Source organism: Peribacillus sp. TH16 (assembly GCF_016651095.1).
GTDB lineage: Bacteria > Bacillota > Bacilli > Bacillales > DSM-1321 > Peribacillus > Peribacillus butanolivorans.
Window position 1 is genome coordinate 2258361 of record NZ_JAEKEM010000009.1, and the last position, 14945, is coordinate 2273305.

A 14945-nucleotide genomic window follows, 5' to 3' on the forward strand; every position below is an offset into this window, starting at 1 on the left:
TACTGCTTTTATATGGAGACTGCTTCTTTTTTCTGCACCTTACTTTTCTTTTCATCCTTTAGGAATATCATCAAGCCGGCCAATATGATGGTACCTCCTAGGATTTGCGTCCAGAGTATGGGTTCACCAAGAATGAAGTAAGCTAGAATTGTCGCTCCAATCGGTTCCAGTAAGATTCCCATAGAGATTGTTGAAGTACTTAACCACTTCAATGACCAGTTGAATAATGAATGCCCTAATAGAGTCGGGAAAATAGCAAGCAAAACGAAATAAATCCAGTCGACAGTAGGATATGGTCCCAGTGGCTCTCCCTTAAGGACAACGTAGAAAAACAATGTAAATGCACTAATTGCATACACGACGAATGTGTATGTTATAGAAGAGATACGCTTTCTAACATTTTGACCAAATAGTAAATAACCAGTTACTAACGCACAAGCAACAAGGGAAAGAATGTCTCCCCAAAGCGCCATACCGCTGATTCTAAAATCTCCCCAGCTGATGACAAGACTGCCCGCTATCGCGATGATCCCGCTTAATATTGCCTTCATTGAAAATCGTTCTTTAAAAAACAAGTAAGCCCCTGCAAACGCAAATAACGGCTGAAGGGTGACAAGCACAGTTGAACTCGCAACCGACGTGTAATTGAGCGATTCAAACCATAATATAAAATGAAAAGCTAGGAACACACCTGCCGCAATCGAACACAACCAGTCCTTTTTCTCAATGAATTTAAGTTCATGGCGGTATTTTATTATGAAAACCGGCAACATAAGCAGAACAGTAAATAATAAACGATAAAAGGCTATAACACCTGATGGAGCAGATGCTAATTTAACAAGTATGGCCGAAAATGAAACGGATGCCACACCTATCGCCAATGCAAAATAGGGATTTATTTTAGGTATTTGCATTCTTGTTCCTCTTTTCATGTTGAATTACCTATCATTGTACTCTATTTTACTATGGTAAAATTATTAGAGTGAGTTATTTGAAAAAACGGGTATATTGCACCAAATCATATAATTCTCGATACTCTTTCGGAAGTGGTGAACATTATGGAATGGACATTCGATCCTCAATCAGAACTGCAAATACTTATTAAGCTGGGGATCTCAGCTCTCCTTGGATTAATTATCGGGCTAGAGCGAGAAATGAAACGAAAACCCGTTGGATTAAAAACAAGCTTGGTTATTTCCATCGTCAGCTGTTTATTAACGATTGTTTCCATGGAGTCAGCTTATAAATTCCCCGGAAGTGACGATGTAAATATCACAATGGATCCCTTACGTCTTGCCGCACAGATTGTTTCTGGCGTCGGCTTTATCGGGGCCGGCGTTATTCTCCGCCGTGACAATAACAGCATCTCCGGTTTAACCACCGCTGCCATAATTTGGGGAGCAGCCGGAATTGGGATTGCTGTCGGAGCTGGATTCTTTCTCGAAGCAATTGCCGGAGTCATTCTATTAATCATCAGTGTCGAATTGGTACCCGTAGTCGTCACCTGGCTTGGCCCGATGAAATTACGGCAAAAAGAAATCTTTCTACAACTAGTGGTAAAAGATAAAGATGACATCGCTTTAGTTCTCAAAAAAATCAAAGACGAAAAGATTTTTATCAAAAACCTAAGAATCAAAGATGTTGCAGAAGACCATCACCTCTTAACACTTAAAGTTTTGGTCGATCATAAAGTTAGAACTTCAGAAGTTTATTACACCGTCTCCAACCTTAAAGAAATTGCACGGGTAGAAATCGAGAATGCTTAAGCGAAAAAAACCGTTTGATACCCTCAAACGGTTTTTTCTTACTATTTTGCAAATTTCTCAATTTTATTATTGACTTTTCCTGAAATTTCGATAAAATAATTATTGTACCCTAACCCGGGGCATTAGCTCAGCTGGGAGAGCGCTACGCTGGCAGCGTAGAGGTCAGCGGTTCGATCCCGCTATGCTCCATACTTGAAAACCCTTGTGTATCAAGGGTTTTTTTCTTTTTCCACTTATAGAAACCTGCCGATTCATTTCAAGATTGCACAATGCGTGCACCTTTATCCCACTAAAGTTTTGATCCGTTAAATGCGGAAAGAAGGATTGATCTAGCCGGAGGGCTGCTTCATCTTGGATAACGGATGATGCAATTCCTTAACCGATTTAGGTGACGGTCCTTCATCCAGTTTGTCATTTATAGAACTCATCCAACATCTGAGTAGTGATTTTATCCATTGAATATTGCCGAAATAAGACAAAATATGCTTTTTAACCGAATACCATCTTGCTTCTGCTCTAGTTTCAGCTACACTCCTACGATAGGAAGTATTAAACCATTTTACCATCGTTACGGTATTTCTTCTGCGCCCTGACGTTAAAAACCATATAATAACTACTCCACCACAGCTACCGTCATATCTCCACTTAAAGCTATCTCAACACCTGGCGAACCATAATCCTCCGTTAACTTATTGATGCAACCATTTCTCAGCTTGCTCCTAATATAAATATCAGTTTATATCCCCTCGTATTTCGTGAGGGTTTCCCCCTCGTGATCCCCTTTCCGTTTTCATCCGCTCCGCTTCTTCAAAACACTTTCATCCTTTATCACTTCGCTTACGATTTGGCAAAAACTACTCTAGTAAGGCTACTAGGGTAGTTAACTGTTATTAGCACTTACCGTTTTTCCGTGATACCAATTATTTGCGAAACTATGCGTATATTTTTGTGAAAGATGGACGAGACTGCTAGTACAATAAATACTAGGAGGTACGCGAAATGTTTAGATTCGGGAAGGGAAAGCGTCGGAGTAAGGTCGGCAAATTAATAGATAAGCACGGGTATACACAAGAGGAGTTTGTAAGCGCGTCTGGAATCTCACGCAATACGATTAGCAGAGTTTGCAGCGATCCTAAGTATGTGCCTTCTGCCGGAGTATTAAAGAAAATCATGAAGGCGATTCGGAGTATAGATGCCGGCGCAAAGTCAGACGATTATTTTGATATTTAAGGTTGCGCTGAATATTCGATGTTTAAACGCAAAAAAAGCCCCGACCCAAACAAACGGTTCCAATTAAGGTCGTGGCTTTGCTACGTTACATGAAAACAGATATTTCTTTGAATTGTTTTTTGGTATACCCTATATGCAAGGAGACCTCTTCGTTGGTCTTCGAATTAATTAGGTAGACGTAAGCTTTCGAGTTATCACGGAGACGCCCTCCTACAACAGCTCCGGCAATTGTGCCGATTGGTCCTATGAGAGCCGTTCCGAGGATTGAGCTGACTTCCGGTTAACCTCCGCTACGACGAGCTCTCTTCCCACTCGATACCATCAATCCTTACTTATCCTTTGATAAGTAAGGAATATGAATGACTACCTCGCCATCGCTTGTCTGGCTCCATCATTACGGCTGAGCAAATCCCCGCCGGTATTTCTTTACCCGTTAAGTTCAAATCGATCCCGCCCGCAAGTATATCGAGGCTAATTTTCCGTTTCATTGTGTCCTTCCAAAATCCCATATCAACAACTTCATTTAGCTGCCTCAAAATTGAGTAGAATAAACCCTGCAGGTCAAATTATATTGATCTTCAGGTTATAACAGCAGTAGCAGGGGATTGCGAGTCCGTGCTTGACAGTTGGCTTTAAACCCTCAAAAAAAAATTGTTGGAAGTAAAATACCCCTTAAGTCGGCACGAAACCGGCATATGGGGTATTTTACTTTTTGCGAATTTATTAGAATACTAGTACTATCACCTTTATGGTTTTGAAGAAAGTAAAATGCGCTTTTACCGGTAAGCAGCATAAAGGGCATTCGTATTCTAATATGATTTTCTTAATTTGAAAGAATTGTTCTTGTTCCTAAGAATGACGAATTCATTTACTGAATTTTAAATGCAGAATGACCTTCCAGCCCCAAAGCGCCATGCCTTCGAACAAGATAATCAGCATTATTCGGTGGAGACAAATGCGTGAGATGACATATTAGCTCTTCAGAACCATTATCTCTACTACCATCATGATTACTTATTAATCTAATATGTAAAATCCCCCACTTCTATATTAGAAGTGGGGGATTTTTTTGCTAAAGTTATCTATTGATTACATATGTGAAAGGAAAAGAGTCATTTCAATCTTATTCATCACCGCATCTAATGCTTTGACACTTCATATATAGCGACTTCTTTTTGAGTTTATTCACATACTTCCTACTATTATAGACATACACGGTTGCACCTTCTTCAAGCGGGGCTTGATGGATTAGGGACAAGGGGGTATGTAATCCGCCTTATCTATTTTCGACTAACCATTTTCTTTATCCTTCGAACAACAGGTGACACAATGACTTTATGTGCTTTTGTGAAGGCTAGTCCAATAAACCCTGTTATTACCAGAGCAATTATCAAGCCGATTATCAATCCAGATGTTTCTCTAAGTTCTTCAAATACCGCACCCATTCCTTATCCTCCCCGCCTTACCGATGTCACTTATTTTTCCGGCCCACGCCATTAACTTCCGATCATGTAACAGAAGATGTACTCGGTTGGACCTATAGTCAGATTCATTATATCGCATTGGATTATTATGGTCGAGCTACCACTTTTAAACGCATTCGCAAAGGTTTCATCTTTCACAGGGCTATTTTCTCCTAAGCACCTTTCTTCTAGCTTTTCTTTATAAGATAAATTATAAACCTTCCGTTCTATCCATTAAGATAGGAGAAAATTGAGTACCTCCCCCTTCATTGTCCCTAACCGACAAACAAAAGACAGAATTATTGTATTTTTAGAACATTGCGCAAATTGTCGAAAAACCATAAGATTATCTTGTGATTACAACTTCTTAGGGGGTGTGTTTTTTAAATGGAAGCGATTACAAGGGACTTTTTCTTATTTTTATCTAAAAATAACTTACTTAATAATATTGCAAAGAAAAGCGGCGGTAGTTTTGCAGCCGGAAAAATTATAGGGGGAACTGATTTCCAAAGTTCCATTAAATTCATTAAACAGCTTAATAATAGTGGCTTGTCGGTTACAGTGGACCATCTTGGGGAATTCGTTGATTCTAAGGAAGTGACCCAGGAAAGGACAGCAGAATGCATCGAAACCATTGAAATGATCAGCAGAGAAAAACTGGATTCACAGGTATCTCTCAAAATGACTTCTCTGGGTCTTGATATCGATCATAATCTGGTCATCGAGAACATGACAAGAATTCTTGATACAGCAGAAAAACACAATGTCATGGTCACGATTGACATGGAAGATGAAGTTCGCTGTCAAGCAACAATCGATATATTTAGGCAGTTCAAAGAAAAATACAACTGCATAAGTACTGTTTTACAAGCTTATTTATACCGCACAGAGAAAGATTTGGAAGACCTTGCCCAGTATAAGCCGTTCCTGCGTCTCGTAAAGGGTGCCTACAAGGAATCTGCCGAGGTGGCTTTTCCCGAAAAGAATGATGTAGATGAAAACTATAAAAAGTTGATTAAGCAAAGTCTTCTTAACGGTAATTATACGGCCATTGCCTCACATGATGACCAAATCATCGAATATACAAAAGAGCTGGCTAAAAAGCATAACATTCCAAATACACAATTCGAATTTCAAATGCTTTATGGCATGAGAAACAAAACACAATACGAGTTGGTCAAGCAAGGTTACAAGATGCGCGTCTATGTACCATATGGTCTCGATTGGTATGGATACTTCATGAGAAGGCTTGCGGAAAGGCCATCCAATATTGCCTTTGCCTTCAAAGGGATGGTCAGAAGCTAAATATACATTCAACATTCTAATTGCTACAAAAATTCTATAAAAAGGTGTGATTATCAATGATTTCATATAAACACGAACCATTTGTTGATTTTACAAACGAGGAAAACAAAAAAGCATATCAGGAAGCACTTCAAACTGTTGAGGGCTACTTAGGGCAAGACTACCCTCTTTATATCGGGGCAGAGAAAGTGACGACTGATGAGAAAATCGTTTCATATAACCCTGCTGATAAACAAGAGGTCATCGGCCGAGTATCGAAAGCGAACAGGGCTCTTGCTGAAAAAGCTATGCAGGAAGCTGTTACCGCTTTTGAAAGCTGGAAAAAAGTGAAGCCGGAAATCCGTGCTGACGTTTTGTTCAAAGCTGCTGCCATCATTCGCAGACGCAAGCATGAATTCTCTGCGTTATTGACAAAAGAAGCGGGAAAACCTTGGAATGAGGCTGATGCGGATACAGCGGAAGCGATCGATTTCCTTGAATTCTATGCCCGTCAAATGCTGACGCTTAAAGATGGTGTGCCTGTTCAAAGCCGTCCGGGAGAATTTAACCGCTATGATTACATTCCATTAGGAGTAGGCATCATCATTTCTCCTTGGAACTTCCCATTTGCAATCATGGCAGGTACAGCTGTTGCCGCTATCGTCACTGGTAACACAATCCTGTTGAAACCAGCTTCGACTACTCCTATTGTTGCTGCGAAATTCGTTGAAGTAATGCATGAAGCCGGCCTTCCAGCAGGTGTGTTGAATTTCGTTCCAGGAAGCGGAGCCGAAGTGGGCGACTACCTGGTTGATCATCCTAAAACACGTTTCATTTCCTTCACAGGTTCACGCGATGTAGGTCTGCGCATTTACAAACGTGCATCAGAAGTGAACGAAGGCCAAATTTGGCTGAAGCGTGTCATCGCTGAAATGGGCGGAAAAGATACGATCGTCGTTGACAAAGAGGCAGATCTTGAATTGGCCGCTCAATCGATCGTGAAATCTGCATTTGGCTTCTCTGGACAAAAATGTTCTGCTTGCTCCCGTGCTGTCATCGTAGAAGATGTATACGATCAAGTTTTAGATCGCGCTGTTGAATTAGCAAAACAACTTACTGTTGGTAATCCTGTAGAAAATCATTTCATGGGACCAGTTATCGATCAAGCGGCATTCGATAAAATCATGAGCTATATTGAAATCGGCAAAGAAGAAGGACGCATTCTGACTGGTGGAGAAGGAGATAGTTCAAAAGGATACTTCGTTCAGCCGACAATCGTCGCTGATGTCGATCCGCAAGCCCGTTTGATGCAAGAAGAAATCTTCGGACCAGTCGTTGCTTTTTCAAAAGCGAAAGACTTTAACGAAGCTCTTGAAATTGCCAATAACACAGAATACGGTTTGACTGGGGCTGTCATTACGACAAATCGCCTGAACATGGAAAAAGCACGTGAAGAATTCCATGTGGGGAACTTGTATTTCAACCGCGGCTGTACTGGTGCAATCGTAGGATATCAGCCATTCGGCGGGTTCAACATGTCAGGAACCGATTCCAAGGCAGGCGGACCGGACTACTTGCAACTTCATATGCAAGCCAAAACAACATCAGAAACGTTCTGATCATGTTCTATTAAGCAATTTGAAGAAGAGTTGAATGACCTCGTATTGGTTTTGTATCTTCCATTCTGCGATACAAAACCAATACGAAGTAAAATGGAGGAAGTGACAAATAGGTTGCTTCCTCTTTTCAAACGAAAAATTATATACTTTCATCCTGAAGGGAGTCTTCCTATGATCGATTTCTCATTAATACTTTCCATTAGCATTTATATGGCGGGCATGCTGTTAATCGGATATTTCGCCTACAAAAAAACCTCTAACCTAAATGATTACATGCTGGGCGACCGGGGTCTTGGCCCTGCTGTAACGGCATTAAGCGCCGGTGCTGCCGATATGAGCGGCTGGCTTCTAATGGGTATGCCAGGCGCCATGTTCGCAACTGGACTCAGCTCGATTTGGATCGTAATCGGCCTGACGCTTGGTGCCTATGCAAACTGGTTATATGTTGCACCAAGATTGAGAACCTATACGGAAGTAGCCAATAACTCCATTACGATTCCTGCTTTCCTGGAAAATCGTTTTGGTGAGGGCTCACGGATCTTAAGGCTCATTTCAGCATTGGTTATCCTGATATTCTTTACCTTTTACGTTTCTTCCGGAATGGTGTCCGGCGGAGTCTTATTCCAAAGTACATTTGGCCTTGATTACCATACAGGTCTATGGATCTTGACAGGCGTCACCGTTGCCTATACTTTATTCGGCGGATTCCTGGCAGTAAGCTGGACAGACTTTGTTCAAGGACTCATCATGGTCGTTGCCCTGGTTCTTGTACCGATCGTCACCCTTATTCATGTTGGCGGCTTCGGCCCTTCCATAGATACACCACGTTCCATTGATCCGGCCTTATTGAATATTTTTACCGGAACGAGCTTTTTAGGAATCATCTCATTATTTGCATGGGGACTAGGTTATTTCGGACAACCCCATATCATTGTCCGCTTTATGGCAATCAGTTCTGTTAAGGAAATAAAGAAAGCCCGCACTATCGGGATGAGTTGGATGATCTTTTCAACTGTTGGTGCCATGCTGACTGGATTCATCGGAATAACGTATTATTCCCAGAACGGTCTCAAGTTAGCTGATCCTGAAACGATTTTCATAGAGTTAGGGGAAATTCTTTTCCATCCATTCATTACTGGTTTCTTGATTTCAGCGATACTGGCAGCCGTCATGAGCACGATTTCTTCGCAGCTGTTGGTTACGGCCAGCTCTTTAACGGAGGATATATACAAAACCTTCTTCCGTCGTTCGGCTTCAGATAAAGAGCTTGTCTTCCTAGGCAGACTTTCCGTACTAATCATATCAATCATCGCGCTTATTCTCTCTTGGGAGAAAAATGACACGATTCTTGCACTTGTCGGTTATGCATGGGCTGGGTTCGGTTCATCATTCGGTCCGCTTGTCTTACTCAGTCTCTGTTGGAAACGGATGACAAGATGGGGTGCTTTAGCTGGAATGGTCGTTGGTGCCGGGACTGTCATTTTCTGGTCTATGGCTGGATTATCCGATACGCTTTATGAAATGATCCCTGGTTTTGGCGCAAGCTTGATTGCCATCATCCTGGTCAGTCTTCTTACAGAAAAACCATCAAAAGAAGTAGAAGAGCAATTCGAGGAATTCGAAAGAACATTAAAACAATAATAAATCACCTAAAAGGAACGGTCTATGAAATTTTTTTCATAGACCGTTCCTTCTTTGTGCCCCTATACACATCATCCGTTTAAAAGTATTATTAAACTTAGTTGTCATATACTTCAAAAAATAACAGGGGGCCATATATGTCATTAGAAAAAATCCTGACTCTCACAAACATCAACGATATAACGGATATGGTCAGCACTTATTTAAAAAAACCAGTTGTCATCGAAAATGACCAATTTTTATTGCTGGCATATAGTTCATATTATATCGAACACTTCGACCAAGCCAATCAGCAAACCATCTTCACTAAGCATTGGCCGATTCCAATCTTGGAGAAATTCATGGATGAGGGCATTGTCGAACAGCTTAAAACGGTGGAGCATCCATTTAGAGTGAAACAAATCGAGGAAATCGGTTTAAATCAAAGAGTTGTTGTAAGCGCTGTCCACAAAGGGCAGGTCTTCGGATTCATTTGGGTACAAGAGACGGAAGTGATGCCTGATTCCGATTTGGAATTTTTACATGAGGTTTCCCATCATATCGGCAAGCTCCTCTATCAGAAAAAACAGATAAACATGAAAAAAGATGAAGAAAAAAATGAGTTTTACCAAAAGGTCATCGACGAAGTCTATCAAACGGAAAACCAAATAAAATGGGAAGCAGCCAATATGAGTCTTCTTATTCCGGAAACTTTCCTTGTAAATGTCTTTACCATCGCTCAATCCGATGCGGAACATTTCGATGAATTAACGGATACAGTCAGTCTATTCGCAAATGCATTGAATCATTTTTCCCATGTATTCACAAACCAATTGAAGATCATCGTCTTAATTGGTAGCAACGGAAAAGGGAAAGACCTGCTTTCTGATAGCGCCACTGATTTAACGAACACGGTTCTTTCCCAATTCAATGGCCAAAAGGTGTTCTCAGGAATCGGAAATGAGTATTCTTCGATTCTTCAATTAAGAAAATCCTATCTAGAAGCCCTGGAAGTGATCAATGCAGCCAAGTTCATCGGTAAACCTGAACAGCTTCCTTTCCAATATAGCAAACTTGGGATTTTCCGTTACCTCGAAATGATCTCCAATCATCATGGTAAAACGAATTATATCAATATGGATTTACAGATTCTGCAAAAGAAGGACCAGGAAAGCCAAACAAAGCTCCTTCAAACAATGGAAATATTTCTGTTGAATAATTGCCGGATAAAACCGACAGCTGAACAGCTATACATTCATACCAACACGTTAAAATACAGAATGAACCAAATAGCCGATCTCACTTCAATCGATTTTGATGACTTTCATTCACGGATACAGCTATACGTCGACTTACAACTATTAAAGCAGAAAAAATAGGAAATGCTTCTTTGGCTGGCCAGACTTTCAAGCTATCCTTTAAATCAGCTAAGAAATAAGAAACACGGCAAAGGTTCGATCCCGCTATTATTCATACTTTAAAGCCCTTGTGTAGCAAGGGTTTTTTCTTTTTATCCATCACTCCATTTTGATGTCCTGCTGGTCAGGTTTAAACTACACCTTATTGGTCCAAAAGCATCATGAAAATTCAGGTTTAACCTTCCACCAGCTCATATTTATCTTTATTTATAACTATAGAATGGATTCCCTCAATATAAGTATTTAGCAGTATAGAAAAACTCTTATCGATATCAATCGGCATCCCAAACCCACCCATTTTTTCAATTGAAGTAAATCCATGTAAAATGCTCCTTAATCCTCTCACCAGGTGAATCGCCATTTCTTCCTTCAAATTATAGGCTTGTAGGACTTGGACAACAAGCTCTACAACTGATTGCTGTGCTTGTTGTAACTCCTTGTCTTCAGAATTTGGAAAACGGGTGGTAGCATCATAAAGTCCTGGATGAATTCTAGCAAATTCAACATATGCCTCACTAAGTGCCTTGATTGCATCATCACCGGAGCGTCCCACTGCTGCTTGAAGCATGTATTCATAAAGCTTTTTAACTCCATTTACTGCTAGTTTCTGTTTTAATCCATTTAGGCCGTCTAAATGGTTATATAACGAAGGGGGGCGTATTTGTAATTCTTCAGCCAACTTGCCTAACGAAAGATGATCAAGGCCGTTTTCATCAGCTAGTTCTGTAGCTTTTTGTAAAATGATAGACAAATCTAACCTTATACGTTGAGACATCAATTTTTACCTCCTATTTTCATGATTGAAGTTTTAATTCTGCTTCAACTATTGCTCTGTCAATAGAATTCCCAGGGTGTTCTAGCATCTTCCCATGACCAACAGCAAGTAAACTCGGTTTATAACTTCTTAATTTCTTTGCACTTTCAAGAGCGATGAGTTTATTCCATGTGGCAAAGGCCGGGAACGGAAATAAAGGTTTAATCATTCCAGACACCGCAGTTCCACCTCTAGTTTGTAAGGCATCCCCCACAATTAAACTATGATTCCGGGTGTCAAGAAGAGATATAGAACCAGGGGTATGTCCTGGGGAAAAAATAACTTCCAATGAACCAATACTGTCGCCCTCTTTGAGCAATAAGTCTGGTTGAGTTTGAATATTTTTAGGAACTCCTCCGCGGATTGGAGAGTTTGTTTCATTTTGTAGGAGGGTAGAATCACCAGCCAGTAATAACGCATCCCTAAAAGAAATACTCACTTGTAAATCAGGGATTAACGCTTTAATCCCGTCTAGTGCACCAACATGATCATCATGTGCGTGGGTAACTATTAATCTTGTTATCGGTTTTCCAATAATCCGAGCCGCATTTATTATACTTTTTGTACTGTAGGGTAAGGCTGCATCTATTAGTGTAAGACTATTCTCTTCTTCTACAAAATAACAGTTCACAGGAAATACACTTGGCATAAAAGATAGTTGATATACTGTACCAACCTTAGTCATTTTCATCTTTAATCAAACTCCCCTCAAAACTAATATAATTAATATTATAACTAATATGATTAGTTTTTCAATAATATTCCATGTTTAAAGATTTAAAAGTTAATCGCCAAGTCAATTTCTGCACGTAAGTAGTTCTTTATAAGTTTGTTGAATCTATGAAGGCGTGATTGTTCTATTTGCAAGCATTCTCTCATTGAATATGTAAAAGATGAGCCGCATTGCCACTCATCTTTTACTCACACATCTAATTCAAATAAAATCATGGAAAATAAGATAAACGCCAGCAAAGCCGCTGGCGTCTAATCGTTTCAGGTATAAGTTAAGATACTTTAATAGCACCATGTATTTCTTGTTCCAATTGGTTTGTTCTTTCCGTTTTTGTTGATTCCGTCCAGCCAAAATATTCAGCCATATATTTAATTACTGCACTTTTATGTGTTTGGACTAAATCGATATCAAATAATAGGGTGCCGGTTCTGCGGAAGAAGAAATCAACCGGAGTTGCGGCCATTTCATGATCTAATGCGTATTGCAACTGTACGAACAACTTCTGTGGGAGGCCAGTGCGAGTTTCCACGTCCCCTTCACTTTTTGCGATATTGAACAAAACAGCCGCGTTTGATCCGTACATAGCCAATAATTCTTTGGAATCCTTAGCAGTGAGTCCTGAGTCAACCCCTATTTGAATATGTGTCTGGATATAATCAGAGAAATTGATCGATCCTCCGACATCCCCTCCAGAAATCGGCATTTTTTTGGTACTGCTATTAGGGTAAGATCTATTTGTTTGCTGAGAAAGCTTCCCGGCTACGAGGTCGACTGTAGTTTTTGCCATTTTGCGATATCCCGTTAATTTTCCTCCGGCAATTGTGATAAGACCAGAATCGGACTCCCATATTTCATCTTTTCTTGAAATTTCAGAAGGGTCTTTGCCTTCTTCAAGAATTAACGGTCTAACTCCAGCCCAGCTTGATTCGATATCCTCATCCGAAACTTTCACTTCTGGAAACATATAACCAATCGCCTTTAATAAATAGGCACGATCTTCCGATGTAACGGTAGGGACAGCAGGATCGCCATTATAAAAGGTGTCTGTAGTTCCGACGTAGGCCTTACCAGCTCGCGGTATGGCAAAAATCATCCGGCCATCGGGCGTATCAAAGTAAATCGCCTGCTTCAAAGGAAATTTCGATTGGTCAATTACGACATGAACACCCTTTGATAACTTCAGCGTTTTCCCTTTTTTCGATTGGTCTTTTTCACGGATCGAATCAACCCATGGACCTGCGGCATTGATAACTTTGTCTGCATATATTTCATACTGATTGCCTGATAGTATATCATTGACCTGGACGCCTATTACCTTGCCATTTTCATACAACAGTTTTTCTACTTTTGTATAATTTATCGGTGTCGCGCCTTTACCCACAGCCGCCTTCATCACTTCAATCGTCAGGCGTGCATCATCTGTACGGTATTCAACATAATGGCCTCCGCCTTTAAGTCCTTCTTTCTTTACAAGGGGCTCCATTTTCAGTGTTTCACTAACCGATAGCATTTTCCTTCGTTCACTTTTTTTGACGCCTGCTAGAAAATCATAGACTCGGAGTCCGATGGATGTACTGAATTTTCCAAATGTGCCACCTTTATGCATTGGGAGCAGCATTCTTTCCGGTGTAGTCACATGTGGCCCATTTTCATAAACGATCTCTCTCTCTTTTCCAACCTCAGCAACCATTTTTATTTCAAATTGCTTTAGGTACCGCAAACCACCATGGACAAGCTTTGTTGAACGGCTTGATGTTCCTGCAGCAAAGTCCTGCATTTCCACCAATGCCACTTTCATTCCTCGAGTCGTTGCATCCAGGGAAATCCCTGCACCTGTAATTCCTCCGCCAATGACTAACACATCAAATTTTTCTTTTTTCAGAAGCTCAATTGTTTCTTCTCGATATATATTTGAAAACCTCATGCCTAACTCCTCCTTTGAGTGATACCTGCTTTTGTCGAGTAGTTGTTGGTTCTTGTATTTAAATAAGTTAATTTGTTCTCATAGTTTTCCACTCATATAGATATTAATTACCCTAATCTGCCAATAAAAACAAAAAAAGAGACCATAAATGCACATTATCGAATTCTCGATAACGCATTCATGGTCTCTCCTGTTCTCCGGCCGATTTATTAACTTGATTTTAGTATATCATACTCTAACTCATATTAGAAAGACTTCGCTTTGTTTTTATTTAACAGTTCAACCAAAGGGGCAGATTAGCTGAAGTAAAAACAAGGAAAGATGATTCCTATCTTATGCCGTATAAGACATATTATGTGCAACAATAAGAGTGAATTATTATCAAATTCACTCTTGAAAAATTATTTATCTTTTTATCGGACGTTCTAGAGTTAATATTTCATCTTCAAGTGAAGAAAATTGCTGTTCCACTACATGTTTAACATCTAAGACAGCAGCGTTATAGAAATGAGGAGCAAGTGACTCCTTAACGAAATCTAATACTCTTTCTGCAGCAAATTCAGTTATTTCTTCATCTCTTTCTTGTGAAAAAAAGTATTGAATGTCAGAAATCATTAATTGCTGTTGGTCTTTTGTAAGTTTTATAAACAAGTAAAACACTCCCTAATAAAATATATTACAGCTAACTATACATGTGAAATTCAGTAAATCACAGGCTATATTTTCATAAAATATTATGTACAAGTAAGAGTGGTAAAAACCCTTTATTATGGGTAGTTGAAACTAGATTTAATGCAGATGAGCATACCTCGACATTGTTTGGTTTAGGTTTTCTCGAATTAATTCTTTTATCATACCCGTATATCTTTATTGGATTATCAGTTTTACAGGAACAAAAGAAGAGCGAATTTAAACGTGATTCTAGTTAATAAAAACAAAATTTAAGGGGCGGTAGTTAGTTGAAGAAGATGAATACTTATAATAAAGTCATTTAATTTTATAGCCATCAATCAAGAAAACCGATACTACTGATGTAGAATCGGTTTTCTAAGTTCGTTAATTTAGTTGGAAAGT

The 14945-nt window shown here is 39.8% G+C and carries 13 protein-coding genes and 1 tRNA gene; 7 read left to right on the forward strand and 7 right to left on the reverse strand.

All coding sequences use genetic code 11. The annotated features are described in order from the left end of the window. Positions 1 to 8: 8 nt before the first annotated feature. Positions 9 to 914: a DMT family transporter gene (locus JFV29_RS24940; RefSeq protein WP_201187037.1), complete on the reverse strand. Its 906-nt coding sequence runs from the start codon at positions 912 to 914 to the stop codon at positions 9 to 11. A 144-nt stretch (positions 915 to 1058) separates the two neighbouring features. On the opposite strand from JFV29_RS24940, the gene JFV29_RS24945 reads away from it, so the two are divergent. From JFV29_RS24945 to JFV29_RS24955, 3 genes are all read left to right on the forward strand, one after another. After that, positions 1059 to 1766 (forward strand): MgtC/SapB family protein, encoded by a 708-nt coding sequence (locus tag JFV29_RS24945; protein WP_053348841.1) that lies wholly within the window; start codon positions 1059 to 1061, stop codon positions 1764 to 1766. 116 nt (positions 1767 to 1882) lie between these two features. Next, positions 1883 to 1955: transfer RNA gene (locus tag JFV29_RS24950), tRNA-Ala, on the forward strand. A gap of 810 nt (positions 1956 to 2765) precedes the next feature. Then, on the forward strand, positions 2766 to 2996 hold the full coding sequence (locus JFV29_RS24955) for a helix-turn-helix domain-containing protein (RefSeq protein ID WP_098178080.1): 231 nt from the start codon (positions 2766 to 2768) through the stop codon (positions 2994 to 2996). A gap of 332 nt (positions 2997 to 3328) precedes the next feature. Here JFV29_RS24955 and JFV29_RS24960 read toward each other — a convergent pair whose 3' ends face one another. Both JFV29_RS24960 and JFV29_RS24965 read right to left on the reverse strand, forming a co-directional pair. Beyond that, the gene (locus JFV29_RS24960) at positions 3329 to 3484 is read right to left on the reverse strand and encodes a hypothetical protein (RefSeq protein WP_201187039.1); all 156 of its coding nucleotides are present in this window, start codon (positions 3482 to 3484) and stop codon (positions 3329 to 3331) included. A gap of 792 nt (positions 3485 to 4276) precedes the next feature. Continuing rightward, positions 4277 to 4441, reverse strand: coding sequence for a hypothetical protein (locus JFV29_RS24965; RefSeq protein ID WP_201187041.1), 165 nt, complete (start codon positions 4439 to 4441; stop codon positions 4277 to 4279). Between the two features lie 405 nt (positions 4442 to 4846). On the opposite strand from JFV29_RS24965, the gene JFV29_RS24970 reads away from it, so the two are divergent. The 4 genes from JFV29_RS24970 (at position 4847) to JFV29_RS24985 (ending at position 10361) form a co-directional block, all read left to right on the forward strand. Further along, positions 4847 to 5764 (forward strand): proline dehydrogenase family protein, encoded by a 918-nt coding sequence (locus JFV29_RS24970; protein ID WP_201187043.1) that lies wholly within the window; start codon positions 4847 to 4849, stop codon positions 5762 to 5764. Positions 5765 to 5820: 56 nt separating this feature from the next. Beyond that, the gene (pruA, locus tag JFV29_RS24975) at positions 5821 to 7362 is read left to right on the forward strand and encodes an L-glutamate gamma-semialdehyde dehydrogenase (protein ID WP_201187047.1); all 1542 of its coding nucleotides are present in this window, start codon (positions 5821 to 5823) and stop codon (positions 7360 to 7362) included. Positions 7363 to 7533: 171 nt separating this feature from the next. Then, positions 7534 to 9003: a sodium/proline symporter PutP gene (gene putP / locus JFV29_RS24980; RefSeq protein WP_207205176.1), complete on the forward strand. Its 1470-nt coding sequence runs from the start codon at positions 7534 to 7536 to the stop codon at positions 9001 to 9003. Between the two features lie 137 nt (positions 9004 to 9140). Then, positions 9141 to 10361: a PucR family transcriptional regulator gene (locus JFV29_RS24985; RefSeq protein WP_201187051.1), complete on the forward strand. Its 1221-nt coding sequence runs from the start codon at positions 9141 to 9143 to the stop codon at positions 10359 to 10361. A 214-nt stretch (positions 10362 to 10575) separates the two neighbouring features. On the opposite strand, the gene JFV29_RS24990 is transcribed toward JFV29_RS24985, so the two are convergent. From JFV29_RS24990 to JFV29_RS25005, 4 genes are all read right to left on the reverse strand, one after another. Next, positions 10576 to 11175: a TetR/AcrR family transcriptional regulator gene (locus JFV29_RS24990; RefSeq protein WP_201187053.1), complete on the reverse strand. Its 600-nt coding sequence runs from the start codon at positions 11173 to 11175 to the stop codon at positions 10576 to 10578. Positions 11176 to 11194: 19 nt separating this feature from the next. Further along, on the reverse strand, positions 11195 to 11905 hold the full coding sequence (locus tag JFV29_RS24995; RefSeq protein ID WP_201187055.1) for an MBL fold metallo-hydrolase: 711 nt from the start codon (positions 11903 to 11905) through the stop codon (positions 11195 to 11197). A gap of 313 nt (positions 11906 to 12218) precedes the next feature. Beyond that, on the reverse strand, positions 12219 to 13871 hold the full coding sequence (locus JFV29_RS25000; RefSeq protein WP_201187057.1) for a glycerol-3-phosphate dehydrogenase/oxidase: 1653 nt from the start codon (positions 13869 to 13871) through the stop codon (positions 12219 to 12221). Between the two features lie 405 nt (positions 13872 to 14276). Continuing rightward, positions 14277 to 14522: a DUF2164 domain-containing protein gene (locus JFV29_RS25005; protein ID WP_053348825.1), complete on the reverse strand. Its 246-nt coding sequence runs from the start codon at positions 14520 to 14522 to the stop codon at positions 14277 to 14279. Positions 14523 to 14945 lie beyond the last annotated feature (423 nt).